At 63.6% G+C, this 18901-nt stretch carries 14 protein-coding genes and 1 pseudogene; 7 read left to right on the forward strand and 8 right to left on the reverse strand.

What is annotated here, in order from left to right; all coding sequences use genetic code 11:
* The first annotated feature begins 13 nt into the window (after positions 1–13).
* Together BKX98_RS09965 and BKX98_RS09970 are read left to right on the forward strand one after the other, a co-directional pair.
* Complete coding sequence (locus BKX98_RS09965; protein ID WP_073707111.1) at positions 14–514, forward strand: hypothetical protein; 501 nt, start codon at positions 14–16, stop codon at positions 512–514.
* 348 nt (positions 515–862) lie between these two features.
* Positions 863–2218 (forward strand): HNH endonuclease signature motif containing protein, encoded by a 1356-nt coding sequence (locus BKX98_RS09970; protein ID WP_158024684.1) that lies wholly within the window; start codon positions 863–865, stop codon positions 2216–2218.
* 259 nt (positions 2219–2477) lie between these two features.
* Here BKX98_RS09970 and BKX98_RS09975 read toward each other — a convergent pair whose 3' ends face one another.
* The 6 genes from BKX98_RS09975 to benA form a co-directional block, all read right to left on the reverse strand.
* The gene (locus BKX98_RS09975; protein WP_073707113.1) at positions 2478–5162 is read right to left on the reverse strand and encodes a LuxR family transcriptional regulator; all 2685 of its coding nucleotides are present in this window, start codon (positions 5160–5162) and stop codon (positions 2478–2480) included.
* Between the two features lie 48 nt (positions 5163–5210).
* Positions 5211–6557, reverse strand: a complete 1347-nt coding sequence (locus tag BKX98_RS09980) for an MFS transporter (RefSeq protein ID WP_073707114.1) — start codon at positions 6555–6557, stop codon at positions 5211–5213.
* Between the two features lie 171 nt (positions 6558–6728).
* Entirely contained in the window at positions 6729–7568 is an 840-nt protein-coding gene (locus BKX98_RS09985) for a 1,6-dihydroxycyclohexa-2,4-diene-1-carboxylate dehydrogenase (RefSeq protein ID WP_121867643.1), read from the reverse strand.
* A complete protein-coding gene (gene benC, locus BKX98_RS09990; RefSeq protein ID WP_073707115.1) occupies positions 7565–9121 on the reverse strand; it encodes a benzoate 1,2-dioxygenase electron transfer component BenC in 1557 nt (518 codons plus the stop codon). Before benC ends, BKX98_RS09985 begins: the two co-directional genes overlap by 4 nt.
* Before the next feature lie 80 nt (positions 9122–9201).
* Positions 9202–9717 carry a benzoate 1,2-dioxygenase small subunit gene (gene benB, locus BKX98_RS09995; RefSeq protein ID WP_073707262.1) on the reverse strand — a complete coding sequence of 172 codons (516 nt, stop codon included), beginning with the start codon at positions 9715–9717 and terminating at the stop codon, positions 9202–9204.
* 33 nt (positions 9718–9750) lie between these two features.
* Positions 9751–11109, reverse strand: a complete 1359-nt coding sequence (gene benA, locus BKX98_RS10000) for a benzoate 1,2-dioxygenase large subunit (protein WP_073707116.1) — start codon at positions 11107–11109, stop codon at positions 9751–9753.
* Between the two features lie 238 nt (positions 11110–11347).
* Here benA and BKX98_RS10005 point away from each other — a divergent pair.
* Positions 11348–12766 (forward strand): annotated as a pseudogene (locus tag BKX98_RS10005) (MFS transporter).
* Positions 12735–13160 (forward strand): DUF1801 domain-containing protein, encoded by a 426-nt coding sequence (locus BKX98_RS10010; protein ID WP_073707117.1) that lies wholly within the window; start codon positions 12735–12737, stop codon positions 13158–13160. Before BKX98_RS10005 ends, BKX98_RS10010 begins: the two are co-directional and overlap by 32 nt.
* A gap of 15 nt (positions 13161–13175) precedes the next feature.
* Here the strand turns inward: BKX98_RS10010 and BKX98_RS10015 are convergent, their stop codons facing one another.
* Positions 13176–13580: a hypothetical protein gene (locus BKX98_RS10015; protein ID WP_038992881.1), complete on the reverse strand. Its 405-nt coding sequence runs from the start codon at positions 13578–13580 to the stop codon at positions 13176–13178.
* Positions 13581–13706: 126 nt separating this feature from the next.
* The gene (locus tag BKX98_RS10020; RefSeq protein ID WP_066143144.1) at positions 13707–14816 is read right to left on the reverse strand and encodes a hypothetical protein; all 1110 of its coding nucleotides are present in this window, start codon (positions 14814–14816) and stop codon (positions 13707–13709) included.
* A 402-nt stretch (positions 14817–15218) separates the two neighbouring features.
* Between BKX98_RS10020 and BKX98_RS10025 the strand changes: the two genes are divergently transcribed.
* Genes BKX98_RS10025 through BKX98_RS10035 form a run of 3 tightly spaced genes read left to right on the forward strand, consistent with a single transcriptional unit; the run spans position 15219 to position 18876 of the window.
* Positions 15219–15995 carry an electron transfer flavoprotein subunit beta/FixA family protein gene (locus BKX98_RS10025; RefSeq protein ID WP_038992878.1) on the forward strand — a complete coding sequence of 259 codons (777 nt, stop codon included), beginning with the start codon at positions 15219–15221 and terminating at the stop codon, positions 15993–15995.
* A 14-nt stretch (positions 15996–16009) separates the two neighbouring features.
* On the forward strand, positions 16010–16990 hold the full coding sequence (locus tag BKX98_RS10030) for an electron transfer flavoprotein subunit alpha/FixB family protein (protein WP_073707118.1): 981 nt from the start codon (positions 16010–16012) through the stop codon (positions 16988–16990).
* 5 nt (positions 16991–16995) lie between these two features.
* Complete coding sequence (locus BKX98_RS10035; protein WP_083586736.1) at positions 16996–18876, forward strand: cytochrome b/b6 domain-containing protein; 1881 nt, start codon at positions 16996–16998, stop codon at positions 18874–18876.
* Positions 18877–18901 lie beyond the last annotated feature (25 nt).

The raw sequence follows: 18901 nt of genomic DNA on the forward strand, positions 1-18901 counted from the left end.
TTAGGCTACCGGCATGCGCAAGCTTCTAGCCACCTCCGGTGCCGCCATCATCGTGGCCTACGCGGTTTACGGCGCACTGCTCATGAACAATTGGGCAGTGGTCGCAGCCAGTGGAATCCCCCTGGATGAGACCATCGTGCAGATGGCCGCCATGGACCAGGATTACGATTCGCTTGGAGGTTGGGTCTTCGCAGCAATCGGAATTGGCCTCGCCATCTCCTGGCTCGTTTCCGTCATCGCGTCCGGTCGCAAGCTGCCCGCTTGGGCTGCTATTGGGACATGGAGCCTGATCGTTGCTCTCGGCGCACCGGCCTATTTCTTCGCCTCCTTCGCCAACATGAACTCCGTGGGCGATACCTTTGCCGATTGGAACGCCGGCGCCGCTGCTGATCTGGAAGAGCCCCTGTACATCGCCAGCATCCTCGCCTTGGCCTTGCTGGCTGCCATGGGAATCCTTGGCCTCCGTGCGGCTTTGACGCGCCCGCCACGCCCTCTGGCTCAAGCAAGCAGATAAATCCACAGCCACTGCTCCATTCCCGGTACTGGGGATTTTTCACCAGAATCCACATGGATAGCTTTTCGCAGAAACTTTCTAGTTGTTATCCACAATTCGAAAATAAACAGAACACATAGTCGATGTATCGCGGGAAAGTAAATCATGACTACTCCCGCATATTTAGAAGACAACGACGGTGAGCACCGCCTGCCACTGCCACCACCGGGCACCCGCACAGAGTCGCACAAAACCTCCCCGTTCGATGCTCAGCGCGAGCACCAGATGTTCTTCGGCCCTCTCAAGAAAATTGCCAATGAGCTCTATGATGCCGGCCCGGTCAACGGCCCCGGGGACGCATTGGAACGCTTGCAGAAGATCCAGCGCCTTCTGAGCAGCGTCGAAGCTGTCATCTGCGTCTTGCTGGCGGATTCGGTCGAACAGGTCAGCGAATCATTCAGCGATTTCATAGCCACGGAAAATACCCACACGGCAGAGGAAGAAGCTGAAGCCCGAAAGAGCGCCGCATACTACGGCGTGGACCGTGGAAGCGAGCAGACCATCAACTCCAACCTCATCGCCGAGGCGGCTGTCGCATTGAGGGAAAGCCCGCGCAAAGTCAGCAAGCGGATGTTTCACGCCAAAGGATTGCGCCATGTCTGCAAAGCCACGCTCCTCGCGCTGGCCGCCGGCGAGATCACTGCCAAGGCCGCCCACGACATCGTCAAGTACTCCCAAGATCTCGGCCCTGGGCAAGTCTCGCTCATGGAACAGACCCTTCTGCCTCTGGCAAGGACCGCCAGCGACGAGACCGTCTACCAGCGCGCCCGCCGCCTTCATGACCGGCTGAACCCCGACTCTGCCGAGAACCGGCAGAAGGACGCCATGGCCGCCCGCAACGTCAAGGTCTGGAATGACGAGGATGGCATGGCCACCTTGCAGTTGCATCACCGCGCTGATGTCATCCACTCAATCCGCAATTCGATCAAGCAGGTGGCCGCCCAGAGCACTGATCCCAAAGATCCGCGCACCCAAACCCAGCTTGAGGCCGATGCCCTTGCAGACGTATATCTGAATGGATGGCCCGGAATGGAGGGCATGCCGCTGAAGCCACGGGTATCCATCACGATACCGGCCGTGGAAATGCTCGCGAATCCCACTCGCGCCCTTGCCGATCTGGAAGGCTACGGACCCATCCCAATCGGGGTAGCGTTGGAACTCGCGGCAGACGCTCCATCATTCCAGCGCGTGCTGACCGACCCATGGACGGGCGCCGCAATTGACGTGGAACCCAAGAAATACCGGCCTTCGCAGGGGTTGCGCGATTTCCTGCGTCACCGCGACCAGCATTGCGGTTTCCCGGGTTGCCGTCGCCCAGCCGACCGATCAGAAATAGACCACATTGAAGCGTCTGGGCAAGGCGGCCACACGACCCGGCGAAACACCCATCTCTTGTGCAAGCAGCATCAGATGTTCAAGCACGCCCTAGGGTGGAAGGTCTTCGCCTGCCCTGATGGCTCCAAGACGTGGGTGTCTCCGCACGGGCTGCGGTCAATCACGATCCCTAAGAGCGTAGCCAACGTGGCGAACTTTGATCATGTCAACGATCATTGCCCGCAGCGAACATCGGACGACGCAGCTCACAAGGTGCATTTGACCCCCGAAGTGCGGCGCGTGCTGGGCCTTGGCCAAGATGAAGACCTGCCCGACACTGGGACCGGCTAGCACCGGTCGCCCGCTGTGAATTTTGAGTGACAAATTTTTTCAGTCACTAGAACCGCCACACCACCCATAACCCCACAGGAGCAACCGCGATGATTCGCGTTGCGCAGCTGACTGCCGCCTGCATCAAGTCCTGTCTTCCTCCCGTTCAAGCGATACGACTTGAATGAAAAAAATTTTCAGTCACTGCACGCAGGACGAGCCGCACTGCGGATGGCTCGGCTGTCGTTCGTGAATGAAAATTCTTATCAGCCAAGAAGCACTATTCTTCTTGGCCAAAGCGTGCCAAAGCAGCAAGCTCTGTACGGTTGGAGACCGAAAGCTTCGTGTAGATCTTGGTCAGGTGGTACTGCACCGTCTTTGTACCGATATACAACTCTTCGGCGACGCGGCGGTTGCTTGCGCCTTCGCAAACGAGCTTGGCCACGGCTTGTTCCTGCGCCGTCAGCGTCGACCAGTCGGTGCCTTCCTTGCGCAGCATCCCGGTACCACTTGCCTGAAGCTCACGAGTGCACCGATCGATGTACACGGTGGCATCGCAGTGCGTGAAAATCGCCAACGCGCGAGTCAGCGGAGCCACGCATTCGGCCCGCTTGCCGGCGCGGCGCAGGCATTGCCCGTAGTAGAAATCAATTTTCGCCCGGTGGTAAACCGAACCGACGCCCTCCAAACGGCGGATGGCATCTTCAAAGACAAGGCGGGCGCCGTCGATATCGCCGCGAGCTGCCAGCAAGGCGCCTTGCACGCTCAAGAAGCGGGCAGCCCCGGTTTGGTGGCCTGAAGCGACAGCGCTCTCCAGCAACGGCTGAATGAAAGCTTCTGCCTCCTCAAGGCGTTCGCAACGTATGAGCGCCAAGGCATATGTATCTTGCCAGGTCCAGAAGCCCGGCTGGTCTATGCCCTGTGTGCGGTCCAGCCGAAGCAGGGGCTCCAGCGTACGCACGACTTCTTCATGGTTTGCCTGCGCCCGGGCGATCTCGGCCCGCGCCATCCGGTAAGGCATTTCCATGATGGCATAGCTGCCGGTACGAGCCCATGACTTGCGAAGGTGCAGATCAGCCTGCTCCCAATTGCCGCGCAACGCGTGGATCTGCGCCGCGGTCAGTTGGATCAGCGGACGCAGGATCTGGATTTCAGAACGTTCCTGCAGGGCTTGCGCGGATCGAACCGTCTCCAGTGCTTGGTCCCAGTCGCCCATGAGGAACTCAGCGCGAGCAGACCAGGCCTTGGCCCACAACGAGATGCGCAGCGATCCATCGCTGAAGTCCGTGGAGCTGGCCGCAGAAAGCTCGTGCCGGGCAAGCTCCACGCGATCGGTCGCGAGGTAGACCCAGCCCAGCGACATTTCCGCACGCTGGCGCTGGGCTCCTGCCGGAAGGGTGGCCAGCAGATCCATCAGGAGTTGCTCGCCTTCTTCGGCGCGGCCCATCATTGCCAGGCCAAGCCCTTGGATGGCCGCATTCTCGATGGCCAGCGGGCTGCCGACCTGGGCCAGGCGAAGCGATTGCTCAGCCCAGTCAATGATCTTCTGCCCCTTTAGACGGCACAGCGAATCAAGGACTTGGCGTTGCGCGATCACTGCCATCACATCGTGGTCCTGCTCCTGTACCGCGTTCTGCCAGGCGCTCGACAGCCAGCGCCGCGCGGTGTTGGCCCTGCCTTGCAGAATGGAAATGTATCCGGAAAGCACGTCCCGCTCCGGGCTGCTTTCCAAGCTCGCCAACTGGTGCGCGAAGGTTTGCGCCCGCGGCAGCTCGCCGGCGGCAACTATGGCATCCACCGCGTTGAGCAGCAGGGAGTCGCGGCGCATCGGCTCCGGGGACAAATGCATGGCACGGAAGAATGCGGTGGCGGCCGACGACCACTCGCCCCGCTGTCCCTGCGCCCGTGCGTAGTCCCGCAGTTCCAGCGACAGGTTGCCGTCAGGCAGGATGCTCGCATCAGCCCGGTGGCCCAAGCGCTCGCCCTGGTCCTCGACAATGTCGGCGGCGCTAGCATGCAACTTGATGCGGGCGCTCAGCGGGATCTGGTGGTAGACCGCCATTTGCACCAGGGCGCTCTCGAATCCGAGCCGAACCTTGCCGCTGTGGCCGTGGGCCTGCGCCAGCGAAGAGTCGAGAATCTGCTGGATCGGCTCCAGCGGATCGTCCTCCCCGACCAGCTTGGCGATGACATCGATCCGAGCCTGCACCCCGAGCACCGCGGCGGCTTCCACCAGCGCCCGGGCGCGCGGATCCAGCCCATCCAGCAGCTCGATGACGTGCAAGGACAGGGCGCGCGGGGCAGGCGGCCAGCGGTCGAACTGCTCCCAGCCCTGCTCCGGATATTCCTGGGCCAGCTCGATGACCGCTTGCAGGTTGCCCTGCGTGTAGTGCACCAGCTGCTCGGCGGCCGTGGGCGGCAGGTCGATCCCCGTTCTGGCACAGACGATCTCGCGGGCATGCGCGGGACTGGGAACTTCCAGCTGGAGGATCTTCAGTTGGCTGTCGGCCAGGAATTCGCGGGTTTCCGGTGACAGCCGTGCAAGGTTCTGCTCGCGCATCACCAGCACGATGAGCACCGGTTCATTGCGCAATCGGCGCCAGGCATAGTGCAGCGCCTGGAAGCTGAGGTCATCGACCCACTGCGCATTTTCCAGCACCAGCACCCGCGGGTGCTGCGCATCCCTGCGCAGATGCTGAAGCAGCGCTTCGCCCAGCGCCCCGGACGAGCCTGCATGGCTGCGCTGCAGCAACGGGGCCAAGGCGGCCCCAGGCTGGGCGGTCTCCCAGCGCGAGGCCGTCACCAGCTGCACCGCTTGGCCGGCCACACGGGTCAGCAGCGTCTTGATGATGGTGCTCTTGCCGCTGCCCCGCGGCCCCTTGAGCACGGCAAGCATGCTGCCGTTATGCTGGACGTCGCGCGAAAGGTCGGCAAGCGCATCCTGGGCCTGCTGGGCGCTGAGCATGGCGTTCACCAGCCTTTCTGCGTTGCTGCTTGGCGTTCCGATGTGCCGCTACTCCCCTGTTCCGGCACCAGCCAGCACTTTTTGCGTGCTGCGCGGCGCGGCCGAACGGGCTAGCGGGACGCAGGCGGTGACCAGCGTTCCAACGATAGCAACTGCGGCGAACACATAGAACGCGGTACCCGGGGAAACCCCGGCCGAGAGCAGCAGTCCGCCGAGCAGCGGCCCGAAAATTCCGCCCAGCCGCCCGAATCCGGCGCACCAGGCCACCCCGGCCCCGCGGGCAGCACTGTGGTAGTAGTTCGACACAAAACCGTAGATCAGCACCTGGGTGCCGATGGTTCCCACCCCGGCCACCGCCACCAGGGCAAGCAGCAGCACCAGCGGGAGCTTGAGCGTCATCAGCACCATTGCCAGCGCGGCCAGGAAGAAGGTCAGCGCCACAACTTGCTTGGGGCCGACGCGGTCGGCGGCCACCGAGGCCAGCAGCCCGCCGAAGACCGCCGCGAGGTTCAGCACCAGCAGGAACAGCAGCGAGTGGGACTTGCCGTAGCCTGCCTGCTGCATGATTTCCGGCATCCAGGTGTTCAACCCGTAGGTCAGCAGCAGGCCGGCGAAGCTCATCATGCCCAGCAACGCGGTGGGCAGCGCGTAGCGCTTGGTGGCCAGTGCGGCGAAGCCTGCCCGTTCGGCCTTGACCTGCCCGGCCTCGGCATCGTTTGGAAGGTCCAGCTGCATGCCGGTGCGTGCCGCCAGTGCGCGGGCTTCGTCCACGCGGCCGCGGGAAAGCAGCCATTGCGGGGATTCGGGCAGCTTGGACCAGGCCATCGGCAGCAGGAACAGCAACGGCAGCGCGCCAATGAGGAACAGCCCGCGCCAGCCGATCGCCTCGCTGAGCACCATAGCCAGCAGCGAGGCGAGCACGCCACCGGCCGGCACACCGGAGTAGACGATCGCGTTGTAGTAGTTGCGGCGGTGCTTCGGCGCGAATTCGGCCACCACCGCGCCGGCGGTGGCGACGAGCGCGCCCACGCCCATGCCGGTGGCGAAACGCAGGATGCCGAACCACAGGGTGTCGGCCGCCAGCGCGGTCAGGCCCATGCCGACGGAAAACCAGATGATGCCGGTGATCATGGTCTTGCGCCGGCCGATGTAGTCGCCGATCGCGCCGGTGGCCAGCGCGCCGACCATCACGCCCAGCAGCGCGTAGCTGCCCAGCAGGCCGGCGGTGGCCTCATCGAGCTGGCCGAGCTGGCTGGGGTCGGACAGCAGCGTGGAGACGATGGTTCCGAAGACCACCAGGTCGTAGCCGTCGAAGATCAGCGAGATGGCGGCGATGGCCACCACCCAGCGCACGGTGCTGGCGGCGTTGCTGCGGGAAATGGTGCTGGTGTTCACGTGTTTTTCCGTTCGTTCGCGGTGACCGGGAAACCTCGTTGTTCCCCGGAAAATACGTGCCCGGCGAAAAGTGCACGGCCGGGATGGTGCTGATGGTGCTGATGCGGCAAACGGGCCGTGAAGACGAGCCGTTTGCCTGCTGATGATGCGTTGCCGCTGTGGCGCTTTTCGCTAGCCGAGGTCCCCTCCGGCCACCGCGAGGGTGGAGCCGGTGATGTAGGAGGCTTCGTCGGAGGCGAGGAACACGATCGGCGCGGACTGCTCGTCCAGGGTGCCGTAGCGCTTGAACAAGCTGGAATCCACGGTCTGGTCCACGATGGCCTGGTACCAGGCCTTTTCCTGCTCGCCACTCGGAGCCGGGCCGCGCTTGACAACGCGTTCCGGGGCTTCGGTGCCGCCGGGGGCGGTGGCGACTACGCGGATGTTCTTCGCCGCGCCTTCCATGGCCAGCGCCGAGGTGATGGCCTTGACCCCGCCCTTGGCTGCCGCGTACGGGACGCGGTTCATGCCGCGGGTGGCGACCGAGGAGACGTTCACGATAGTGCCCCGCCCGGCTTCGACCATGAGCTCGAAGACCGCGCGGCACATCCACAGGGTCGGGAAGAGCGAGCGCTGGATTTCCTTCTCGATCTCTTCCGGCGCGTAGTGCTCGTAGGGCTTGGCCCAGATGGTCCCGCCGACGTTGTTGACCAGCACATCGACGCGGCCGAACTGGTCCTTGGCGGCGGTGACCGCGGCCAGCGCCCCCTGGAAGGTTTCCAGGTCTGCGGTCACGCTCAGCGCGGTGGCGCCGTGGGCGCGCAGGCCCTCGGCGACCTCGTGGATCAGCGGCGCGCGGTCCACGAGCACCAGTTCCCCGCCCTCGGCGGCGATGCGCCGGGCCACGGACCAGCCGATGCCCTGGGCGGAACCGGTGACCATGACAACCTTGCCGGCGAAGCGGCCCGGGTGGAAGGATTCGGGCAGCCCGGCGGCCTCGGTCTGGTTCACCGGACTCTGCGTGGCGCTCACTGGGCAGCTGCCTTGGAGGCGGCGGCCATGGTGGCCTTGGCGTGCTGGTTGTGCGCGGTGATCGCCGCGCGAGCGGCGGCGATGTCCTGCTTTTCGAAGGCCGCGACGATTTCCAGGTGGTCAGCGTCCACGGCTCCGTCGATCCAGTGCTCCTGGCGCAGCACGGCGGCCATCAGCGCCGGAACGTCCAAGCGGCGGTAGGCCTGCAGCAGGTGCTCGTTGCCGACGGCCTTGAACAGGAACTCGTGGAAAGCGTCATTGGTGACGGTGAATTCCTCGGCGTTGACGAACTTCTCGCCGTCCAGGGTCTTGCCGGCCAGTTCGGCCAGGACCTTGAATTCGCCCAGCTGGCCTTCGGCCAGCTTGCCCATGGTCAGCTCGACGACGGCCAGTTCCAGTGCCATGCGGGCATCGAACTGCGCTTCGAAGCTGGCATGCTCCTCGCCAATCTCGTAGCCCTGGGCTGCTGGCTCGGCGGCAGCTGCTGGCGTTGCCGGTGCTTCTGCTGCGGCTGGTGCGGCCGGCTCGGCCTCCGCCTCGGGCACGACTGCCAGCGCGAACTTCTCGTAGTAGAAGTTCTGCGGCTTGATGCCCTCGGCTTCCAGGTGGCGGCGCACGCCTTCCACCATGGGCGGCGGGCCGCACAGATAGATGTCCACGTCACCCTCGGCCAGGTGATGCGGCTCGAAGTGGTTGGTGACGTAGCCCTTCTTCTCGGAGGCGCTGTCCGGGTCACCCACCACGGTGTCGAAGCTGAAGCCCTCGATGCGCTGGGTGTAGTCCTGCAGCACGTCCAGCTCCACCAGGTCGATGTCGGTGTTCACGCCGTAGATCAGGTGCACCGGGTGCGGGTTGTCCATGCCGGCCAGCTTCTCCAGGATGGCCAGCAGCGGGGCCAGGCCGGTGCCGCCGGCCAGCAGCAGCGACTGGCGCTTGGGTTCGCGCAGGAAGAAGCTGCCCATCGGGCCGGTGAAGGTGATGCGGTCGCCCACCTTGGCGGTATCGCGCATGTAGGTGGACATCAGCCCGCCGTCGGTGATGCGGATCAGGAAGGAGACGATCTCGACGTCAGGGCCGGAGCTGAAGGAATAGGAGCGGGTCTGCCCGCCGGAGCCGGGCACCTCGATGTTCACGTACTGGCCCGGCAGGAAAGACAGCTCTTCGCGGTTGTCCACCTTCAGGCTGAAGGCGTAGGTGGTCTCGGAGATGCGGCGGATCTCAGTCAGCGTGGACTCGAAGAAGGAGGCCGAGGTCTTGGCGACATCCGAGGTGGTCGGGATCTGCAGCACGAGGTCGGATTCGGGGACCATCTGGCAAGGCAGGCAGTAGCCGGCATCTGCTTCGTCGTCGGTCAGGGCTTCTTCGATGTAGTCGCCGCCGTCGTAGGTACCCGACTCGCAGAAGGCCTTGCAGGTGCCGCAGGCGCCGTCGCGGCAGTCCAGCGGGATGTTGATGCGGGCTTTGTAGGAGGCGTCGGCGACGGTTTCGTTCGAGCCGACCTTGATGAAGCGGGTGATTCCGTCTTCGAAGGCGAGTGCTACCTGATGGGACATGGCATGCTCATTTCACAAATTTCGGGGATGGGTGAGCTGGCGGGGCCTGCACTGGCCCCGCCGCCCACGGAGGTGTCGCTTTAGATGTGGTAGATGTCCACCACGTGGTGGATGTAGTCGTTCTTCAGCACGACCTTCTTCGCGGTGATCACCGGCGCGGTGCCGGAGTAGTCGATGGTGTAGAAGGAGGTGCCGAAGTAGGTGTCCACGTTCTGGTAGCGGTAGTACAGGGTGAACCAGTTGAACCGGATATCCACCTTGTCCCCGTCGACCGACAGGATCTCCACGTTGGTGATGTTGTGGCCGGTGCGCGGCTCAGGCAGCGAGGTGGCCGAGGAGCGGTCGGTCTTGATGCGGAAGACGCGGTCTTCCAGGCCGCCGCGGTTCGCGTAGTAGATCAGCGAGATCTCGCGCTGCGGGTCCTCGGTCAGCTGCTCGTCGTCGGCCCACGCAGGCATCCAGAAGGTGGCTTCCGGGTGGTAGCAGTCCAGCCAGCGGTCGAAGTCGCGGTCGTCGAGGAAGCGGGCTTCCTGGTAGAGGAACTGCGCGATGTCCGCGGTGGTGATTGGGCCGTTGGACGTCGGGGCCTCGGTCATTGCAATGGTGCTCATCTGTATGTCCCTTCTGCCTTAGTTCTGTTCTGCGCGTTCGTTGTCCACGGCCCGGCGCATGGTCTGCAGCCAGTAGCCGTGCTGGATCGGGTACAGGCCCTCGTCCTCGGTGCGGGCGCCGGAGGAGATGGGCTTCAGCCCCACCTTGTCGGCGTTCTCGTCCGGACCGGTGATCTGGTGGGCCTGGCCGCGCGAGAGGTCGTTCCACTGGGCCGCGGTGGCCAGGTAGGTCTTCTGGCAGGAGCGGAATTCTTCCAGGTCATCCGGGGTGGCCATGCCCGAGGCGTTGAAGAAGTCCTCGTACTGGCGGATGCGGGCGGCGCGCGCGGTATCCGATTCGCCCACCGGGGCGAAGCAGTAGATGGTCACCTCAGTCTTGTCCACGGAGATCGGGCGGAAGACGCGGATCTGCGAGCCGAACTGGTCCATCAGGTACACGTTCGGGTACAGGCACAGGTTGCGCGAGATGCCGATCATCCAGTCGGCCTTGGCTTCGCCGAACTTGGCGACCAGCTCGTCACGCTTCTCGGCCAGCGGGCGGTTGGCAGGGTCCAGCCATTCGGTCCACAGCAACAGGTGGCCGTGCTCGAAGGAGTAGTAGCCGCCCTTCTGCTTGTCCCAGCCGCCGGCATCCATGGTCTTGGTGTCATTCGAGGATTCGCCGTTGGCGCGGCGGGCCTGGGTGGCTGCATAGTTCCAGTGGGTGGCCGAGACGTGGTAGCCGTCGGCGCCGTTTTCCGCCTGCAGCTTCCAGTTGCCGTCATAGGTGTAGGTCGAGGCGCCGCGCAGCACTTCCAGCCCCTGCTCGGACTGGTCGACCATCATGTCGATGATCTTGGTGGCCTCGCCCAGGTGCTCTTGAAGTGGCTTGACATCGGCGTTGAGCGAACCGAAGAGGAAGCCGCGGTAGTTCTCGAAGCGGGCGACCTTGGTCAGATCGTGGGAGCCGTCCTTGTTGAACTGCTCCGGGTAGCCGGCGCCGCGCGAGTCCTTGACCTTAAGCAGCTTGCCCGAGTTGTTGAAGGTCCAGCCGTGGAAGGGGCAGGTGAAGGTGGTGCGGTTATCGGTCTTGCGGCGGCAGAGCATGGCTCCGCGGTGGCTGCAGGCGTTGATCAGGGCGTTGAGTTCGCCCTGCTTGTTGCGCGAGATGATGATGGGCTGGCGGCCGATGTTGGTGGTGTAGTAGTCGCCGATGTTCGGGATCTGGGATTCGTGGGCCAGGTATACCCAGTTGCCTTCCCAGATGTGCTTCATTTCCAGCTCGAAGATCTCTTCGTCGGTGAAGATATTTCGATTGGCGCGGAACTCTCCGGTTTCCGGGCTGTCAACCAGGGCGTTATCCAGCAGGCTGGATACCTCGTTCAGGGTCTCGGTCATGGCGTGGTGTGCTCCGTCCATTCAATGCTCGTCAAAAGGGGAAAACCGCTGCAGCCGGTTTGCATGGATTCAACCTTGGCAGAAAGTGCCCGCGGTCACACTAGGGCTATGCCTAGGCTTGGGCTAGGCATCTGACTACTATGTTTTCGATCGTCTGAGTCAACACCTGTTGCCTATCAATGGATCGGCGTATTCTTTGATACGAGCACCAGCCCACTTTTTGCAAAGCAGGCTCCCCATGCGCGATGAAGGACCCACGGATCATCCGCTGGTCGGCAGCGGCAACCCCGAGGTTCCGCCGCAGGGCCAGCGCTCATTCATGCACATTCTGGTGAATACCGCCGTTGCGAACCTCACCACCAGCTACCTGTGGTTCGCGTTGACCTTCTAGGTGTACCTGGAAACCGAGAACGTCATGGCCACCGGCATCATCGGCGGCGCGTTCATGCTGCTGATCTCCCTGTTCTCCATGGTTTTCGGGACCATCGTGGACAACCACCGCAAGAAATCGGTCTTCGTCTTCTCCGCGCTCATCACCGCGGTAGCCTTCAGCCTGGCCGGGCTGATCTACCTCGTGCTGCCCACCGAAGACATCCTTGACATCGGCGGGTGGCAGTTCTGGATCTTCTGCCTGGTCATCCTGTTCGGGGCGATCGTCGAGCAGATGCGCGGCATCGCGCTGTCCACGACCGTCACCCTGCTGATCCCGGTCGAGCGCCACGCGAATGCCAACGGGCTGGTGGGCACGGTGCAGGGCATCGCCTTCATCGTCACCAGCGTGTTCTCAGGGCTGTCCATCGGGCTGCTGGGGATGGGGTGGACGCTGGCCATCGCCATCATGCTGGTGGTGATCACGATGCTGCACCTGCTGGGCATCTCCATCCCGGAGGAGGAGCCGGAAAAGGAGGAGGGGCGCACCAAGACCAGCGACCTGCGCCTGGGCTTCACCACGGTAATGGCCATTCCGGGACTGTTCGCCCTGATCATCTTCTCGATGTTCAACAACTTCATCGGCGGCACCTATATGGCGCTGATGGACCCCTACGGGCTGACCATCATGCCGGTCGAGGCCTGGGGTATCGCCTTCGGGCTGGCGTCCACCGGCTTCATCGTCGGAGGCCTGGCCATCGCCAAGTTCGGCTTGGGGGCCAACCCGATCCGCACCATGCTCCTGCTGGTGGCCGTCATGGGATTCCTCGGCGCGATCTTCACCATCCGCGAGTGGACCTGGCTGTATGTGCTGGGCATCTGGTTCTACATGATGCTGATTCCCGCGGTGGAAGCCTCGGAGCAAACGGTGATCCAGAAGGTGGTCGCCTTCCGCCGCCAGGGCCGGGTATTCGGCTTCGCCCAGATGCTCGAAGCTGCGGCGGCCCCGATTACCGCCTTCCTGATCGCGCCAATAGCCCAGTACCTGGTCATCCCGTTCATGCGTTCGCCCGAGGGCGATGCCCAGTTCGGCTGGCTGGTGGGGCAAGGCGAGGCGCGTGGCATCGCCTTGATCTTCCTGGCCGGCGGGCTGATCATGATTGTGGTGGCGCTGCTGGCCATGGGCACCGGCCAGTATCGCAAGCTGTCGGCAATTTTCCAGGCAGAATCGCCTGCTGCACCCGAGGAGGCATCACTTGCCAACAAGTCAGAAGACCCTTCCAACTGACGCCAGCGTTGAGGAGTTCATCGAGGCGGCAACCCCGGACAAGCGCCGGATTGACGGCCATGAGCTGGACCGCATCTTCCGCGAAGCCACCGGCGAGGAGCCGGTGATGTGGGGCCCGAGCATGATCGGCTACGGAAGCTATACCTATATCTCCCCTGCCAATGCGCGCACCACCGGCATCTGGCCCAAGACTGGCTTCTCGCCGCGCAAGGCCCAGCTGTCGCTCTATGGCCTGAAGGATCTGCCCGAAGGGGCCGAGCTGCTGCCGCAGCTGGGCAAGTACACCGAAGGAGCCGGCTGCGTGTACGTGAAGAAGCTGGAGGATATCAACCTGGACGTGCTGCGCAAGCTGATCGGCATTGCCGCCTCGCGGCAGGACGACCAGGCGCAATAGCGGGCCGATGTGGCGCTATCTGGCCAGTCGAGCTTTGCTCAAGCGCCTGAGGGCGACGCAGGAACCTGCGACTGCCCCCATCACAATCACTGCTGCGCCGGCGATGAGCGAGACGGTCATCGGCAGCTGCGGGCTGGCGGATTCGGGGAAGGCATCAAAGAGCAGAAGCGTCCAGAAAAAGCCCGGAATCACACCGGCCGCCAAGGAAACGAGGCTCAGCAACAGCGCATGCAGCCAACGGTCGCTGGCGCTGCCCAGCCATGCCATGACGGCGGCTATGGCAAGCCAAGGAAGCATCGGGAAGGCCAAGGGGAACCAGAGGTCGGGCTCAGCCCACCAGGCAGCTCCGGCGATCAAGGGATCAACGATCATCAGCAACACCGCGAAGAGGATTCCGCTGACTGCTGCGAGCCACCTCATGGGCCTTTCGCTCGTCCTGGCCACGGCAGGTCCGCCTATCTGCAACTAGAGCATTTCTTCTTGCCTTGCTCGGCACCCGCAGGGCCATAGCGTTGCGGGTGCCTTGAGCTGCCTTGCTGTACTGCTTTATTCGGCTTCTTCGAAGAAGACCTCGACCTCGGTGATGCCGGCAGAGATGACCGGAACCAGGCGCTCGTCGATGCTGTAGTGCTCGCCATCCTTGGAAATCAGGCCGTAGTCGGCCAAGGAATCCATGGCCGTCCGAGCTTCTGGCAGCACCTCATCGTAAATCTTCGGGCCGCAGTTGCGGCGCAGGCCTTCCAGGTCCCCTTCGCGTCCGGTGGATGCGGTGACCAGCAGGTTGCGCAGCACCAGGTAATGGGCTTCATCGCGCAGGGTGACATCGAAGGTCGGGTTCAGGTGCGCCTGGACACAGCCGACAGCCATCTCGAAGAGCAACTGCGCGCTGCCCGCTTCCTCGCCGGCCACCAGCAGGTCGTAGGCGTCCGGGTCGGTGCGCAGCACCGAGCCGTCGGACTCCACGACTGACATGCGCCCGGCACTCCAGATGTAATTGAAAGCCAGTGGCGCTGGACCGCTAGGGTCGAAGGTTTCAGCATCCAGGCCAACGGCGTTGAGCACCTTGGCGCGCGGGGCTTGCGCCTCTGCGGAGAAGTCTTCCATGTCCACGCCCTCGGCCAGCGCCTCTGCATAGGCCTTGACCTGGGTGAACAGCTTGGTTCCGCGCAGCAATTCGCACAGTTCCGCATCGCCTTCGGCGAAGCCGTTGAGGGTGTCTTCCAGCATCTCGCGCAGGGCTTCGAGGTTTTCCGCTGGACCCTGCCAGAGCTTGCGGTCATCGACGAAGTTGAAGTACTCCAGCCAGGTGGTGAAGATCGGTTCTGGCGCCAATGATTCCGGCAGGTTGCCAAGGTGCATGGCCAGGGTCTCGCCGAAGACATCGACGTCCATGTCGAACAGGTTGGAGCTGCGGGCGTTGTCGGCGTACTCGCCGGCGATCTGGCCGATGAGGTCCGACTGCATGCCCGCTGCCTGTGACGCCTGTTCGGCAGTGAACACAGGGACCTGCTCCGCGACCCAAGCCGTGTAGTCGCCGCGAAGCGCGTCGACCTGCGCTTCAGCCTGGATCTTGAACACGCTGCGGCCGCGAACTGCCGCCTTGGCAGGATTTCCTGCGCCCGAATTCTTCTTGCCTTGACGCTTCTTGCTGGCCATGAGCCGTCCTTTAATTCCGAAATTGGTCTCTGGTTAAAGCCTACGGTGCCCACCCGGAACCGGGCGAAAAGCGCGATGCGGCTCACCTGCTCAGAAACGCGTTCGGATACCCCGCCGATCTGTAGACCATTTGTCCTTCAACATGCTCACTTGCTGTTTTCTTGTCCACTTTCATTGACCATTGGCGCTTGATCCGACAAGATAAACAGCAGAGACGAATGTAGCCTACGACACAATAATTCGAGTTCTGCAGGATATCTGCGACGGGGTCCATTAATGAACTTGGATTTCCTAGTAGTTTCGTCGGCGAGCATGGCCTAGGTCCCTGGAACTCGGAATTATGGATGGCTTCCGGCACTCGGAGGTTCGGGCGGAAACTGCTGCGATAAGAGGAGAAAAATGATGAAGATCGCGGTTCTGATCAAAGAAGTCCCGGATACCGGAGAAGACCGCCTGCTGGATCTGGAGACCGGCCTGGCTGATCGCGCCGCTTCAGAAGTGGTGCTCGATGAAATCGGCGAACGGACCTTGGAAGTCGCGTTGAAGCACGCTGACGCGAATCCTGGAACCGATATCACCGTGCTGACCATGGGGCCGGAATCGGTCCAGGCCACCTTGCGCAAGGCCTTGGCCATGGGAGCCGCCGACGCCGTGCACATCAACGATGAAGAGCTGCTCGGAGCCGATCTGGTGCTCACCGCGCAGGTGCTTGCGGCGGCTTTGCGCCGGGGCAATTACGACCTGATCCTCACCGGCAACATGTCCACCGACGGTTCGGCCGGCATGCTCCCGGTGATGCTGGCCGAGCTGCTTGATCTTCCAGCCGCGACGTCCCTGTCCTCGGTGGACATTGCCGACGGCGCGATCAGCGGCTTGCGCGAGCTCGATGGAGCCGCGGCCAAAGTCAGCGCTCCGCTGCCGGCGGTCGCTTCGATCACCGAAGCATTGCCCGATGCCCGCTTCCCGAATTTCAAGGGCATCATGGCAGCCAAGAAGAAGCCGATCGAATCCTTGTCCCTGGCGGACTTGGGCGTCGAGGCGCTGCCTGCCGATACCGCGCGTTCCATCATGGTTTCGGTGGCCCAGCGCCCGCCGCGCACCGCTGGGACCATCGTGACCGATGACGGCGAAGCCGGCAACGCCTTGGCCGAATTCCTCGTCAAGAACAACCTGGTGTGAGCGGAAAGAGAACCATGACTGATTTTGCTGCTGATTCAATTCTCGTTTTCCTCGAGACCACCCCTGCCGGAACGCTGGCCAAGAACCACGCGGAGCTGCTCGGTGCAGCCTCCACCGTGGGCACCCCGGTCGCCTTGGTGACCGCCCCGGCAGGATCCGTTGAAACCCTGGCGGAACAAGCCAGCCAGGCTGGTGCCGCGCAGGTGCTCACCGCAGTTGTCGAGTCGCCGGTGCTGACCGCGCCGATGGCTGACGCGCTGCAGCAGGCCTTCGCCGTAGTCCAGCCGCAAGCGGTGATCCTGGGGCATACCCTGACCTCGCGCGAAGTGGCAGCACGCTTCGCGGTGCGCAACCGCTTGGCGCTCAGCGTGGATGCCCTCGGCGTTTCGCGCGATGACCAGGGAATCATCGCAGCCCACTCGATCTACGGCGGCGCGTACTCGACCCACAGTGCCCCGACCTTCGGCGCTCCGGTGATTACCGTGCGCGTGGGCAGCATCGAAGAGCGCGCCCAAGCCCAGCCGGCGAGCGCCACCGCACTGGAGGTCGTCGCAAGCGGCAAGCCGGAGATCGAGGTCAAGGAACTGGAAACTGCCGAAACGGCATCGACCCGTCCCGAGCTGCGTTCCGCGGCTCGCGTGGTTTCCGGCGGTCGCGGCCTGGGCAGTGCAGAGCAGTTCGATCTGGTGCACCAGCTGGCCGATGCCCTGGGGGCAGCCGTGGGCGCTTCGCGCGCCGCCGTGGATGCCGGCTACGTCGAGCATGCCGCGCAGGTAGGCCAGACCGGTGTTGCGGTCTCGCCCCAGCTGTATGTCGCGCTGGGCATCTCAGGAGCCATCCAGCATAAGGCAGGCATGCAGACCGCCAAGACCATCGTTGCCATCAACAAGGACGCCGATGCGCCGATCTTCGAGATCGCCGACTTCGGTGTGGTCGGCGACGTTTTCAAGGTCGTCCCCCAGTTGATTTCCGCGCTTGAAGCACGCAAGGCCTAATTGCCATGACTGCACCTGAGCAATCCATCCGGCAGGGCCTGCCCCGCGTGGCCGGAGGCGAGCCCTGGCCCCCGGCCGAGCTGTTCGCTTCCGTGGCAGCCATCGCTGACGCAACCGTTGCGGAGCCCACGAAGGCTGAGCCAGTTGCCGAGCCCATTCTCGAACAGCCAGTCAGCTCACCTGCTCCCGCCGAACCAACCCCTGCCGAAACACCTGCTGTTGCCGCGGCCAGCGCTGCGTCCGCGCAGACTGTTGCCAGCCAAGTACCGGTAGTTGGATCGCCGCGCCGGGGCCTGCCACGAGTTGCCGGCGGCGAGCCATGGCCTCCTGCAGGAAATCCTGTTGCCGCGAGCGCTCCGGCTGCCGCAACGCAGCAGGTGTCGGCGGCTGTGCCAGCTTCCGAGCCGGCAACCACACCGGTCGCTGAACCGGCGAAGACATCACCGGTTGAAACGGCGCCGGCAGCCAGCAAACCAGTTCCCCCGGCGAATGCGGCACCGGTCGCGGCGAATTCCAGTGCAGATGCACCGGCAGTTCGCCGCGGACTTCCGCGGACCGCTGGTGCAGAAGCCTGGCCGCCAAGTTCATTCGTGGCTGCACCCGTAGCCGCAGCGGCCCCGGCAGCATCTGCGGAACCTGCGGAACCTGCAGCCAGCGTCCCAGAAAACGTTGCTGTTGCCGCTCCGGTTGCGCCAGCACCCGTTGCTGAAGACGCCCAGGCCGCACCGGCCGCACCGGCGAAGGCCGAACCAGCACCGGCAGAACCGGTTGCCCAGGCATCCAGTGCGAAGGCCGCTCCCTCGGCCACGGCAGATGAAACGCCAGCAGCCCCTGCGCGTACCCGCATGGGCATGCAGAAATCTGCGGCTCCGGCGGCGCCAGCAGTGGCGGCAGAAAAGGCATCTTCCGCAAAACCTGCAATCACCCCGAAGCCCCAGGCCTCGGCAAAGAGCAAGAAGGAAGCGGTCAAGCATGGTCCGCTGACCACCAAGCAGTGGGTGCTCGCTGGAATCGTCGGCGCGTTCGCCGCATTGGGCCTGGCCACTGCCGTGGTGCTCATTGCCCGCGGCATTGCCGGAATCGATGGGGTCGAGTCCTTCATGGAACGCTACCCGGGCGAATACCATCTGCCGGAATCAGCACCCATCGGCTTCCCCGGCTGGCTGGCATGGAACCATTTCTTCAACTTCTTCCTCATGGTCCTGATCATCCGCTCGGGCATGCTGGTCAGGCATCAAAAGAAGCCGCCTGCCTATTGGTCGTCGAAGCGCAGCCCGAAGGTGAGCATCAACCTCTGGCTGCACCAGGGCCTTGACCTGCTGTGGCTGGTCAATGGCTTGGTGTTCCTCGTGCTGCTGTTCGCCACAGGCCACTGGATGCGCATTGTCCCGACATCGTGGGAGGTCTTCCCGAATGCGATCTCGGCGGCCTTGCAATACCTGACGCTGGATTGGCCTACCGAAAACGGCTGGGTGAACTACAACTCGCTGCAGCAGCTGGCCTACTTCACCACCGTGTTCATTGCCGCTCCGGTAGCGGCGATCACGGGTTACCGGATGAGCGCATTCTGGCCCAAGAACATGCCGGACCTGGCCAAGAAGTACCCGATTGAGGTGGCCCGAGCCCTGCACTTCCCCACCATGCTGTACTTCGTGCTGTTCATCCTGGTGCACGTGATCCTGGTGTTCTCCACCGGGGCGCTGCGCAACCTGAACCACATGTATGCGGCCCAGGGGTCCACCGATCCCGCCGCGTACGCGGATAACTGGGCCGGGCTGCTCTACTTCGCGCTCTCGCTGCTCGTGATCGCCGGTGCGTGGCTGGCCTGCAGGCCAATGATCCTAGCCTCCATTGCCCGCCTCTTCGGCAAGGTCAGTGCAAGGTAGAAACAATAGTTCTTGCCTCTGGCGC

Origin of the sequence: Glutamicibacter sp. 0426 (genome assembly GCF_001906485.1) — a bacterium.
Taxonomy (GTDB): Bacteria; Actinomycetota; Actinomycetes; order Actinomycetales; family Micrococcaceae; genus Glutamicibacter; species Glutamicibacter nicotianae.

Bases quoted from the DNA above. Each gene is read 5' to 3' on its own strand.
- BKX98_RS09965 (WP_073707111.1), top strand. From the start codon at position 14: ATGCGCAAGCTTCTAGCCACCTCCGGTGCCGCCATCATCGTGGCCTAC.
- BKX98_RS09975 (WP_073707113.1), bottom strand. From the start codon at position 5,162: ATGCTCAGCGCCCAGCAGGCCCAGGATGCGCTTGCCGACCTTTCGCGC.
- benC (WP_073707115.1), bottom strand. From the start codon at position 9,121: ATGTCCCATCAGGTAGCACTCGCCTTCGAAGACGGAATCACCCGCTTC.
- benB (WP_073707262.1), bottom strand. From the start codon at position 9,717: ATGACCGAGGCCCCGACGTCCAACGGCCCAATCACCACCGCGGACATC.
- benA (WP_073707116.1), bottom strand. From the start codon at position 11,109: ATGACCGAGACCCTGAACGAGGTATCCAGCCTGCTGGATAACGCCCTG.
- BKX98_RS10015 (WP_038992881.1), bottom strand. From the start codon at position 13,580: ATGAGGTGGCTCGCAGCAGTCAGCGGAATCCTCTTCGCGGTGTTGCTG.
- BKX98_RS10020 (WP_066143144.1), bottom strand. From the start codon at position 14,816: ATGGCCAGCAAGAAGCGTCAAGGCAAGAAGAATTCGGGCGCAGGAAAT.
- BKX98_RS10025 (WP_038992878.1), top strand. From the start codon at position 15,219: ATGAAGATCGCGGTTCTGATCAAAGAAGTCCCGGATACCGGAGAAGAC.
- BKX98_RS10030 (WP_073707118.1), top strand. From the start codon at position 16,010: ATGACTGATTTTGCTGCTGATTCAATTCTCGTTTTCCTCGAGACCACC.
- BKX98_RS10035 (WP_083586736.1), top strand. From the start codon at position 16,996: ATGACTGCACCTGAGCAATCCATCCGGCAGGGCCTGCCCCGCGTGGCC.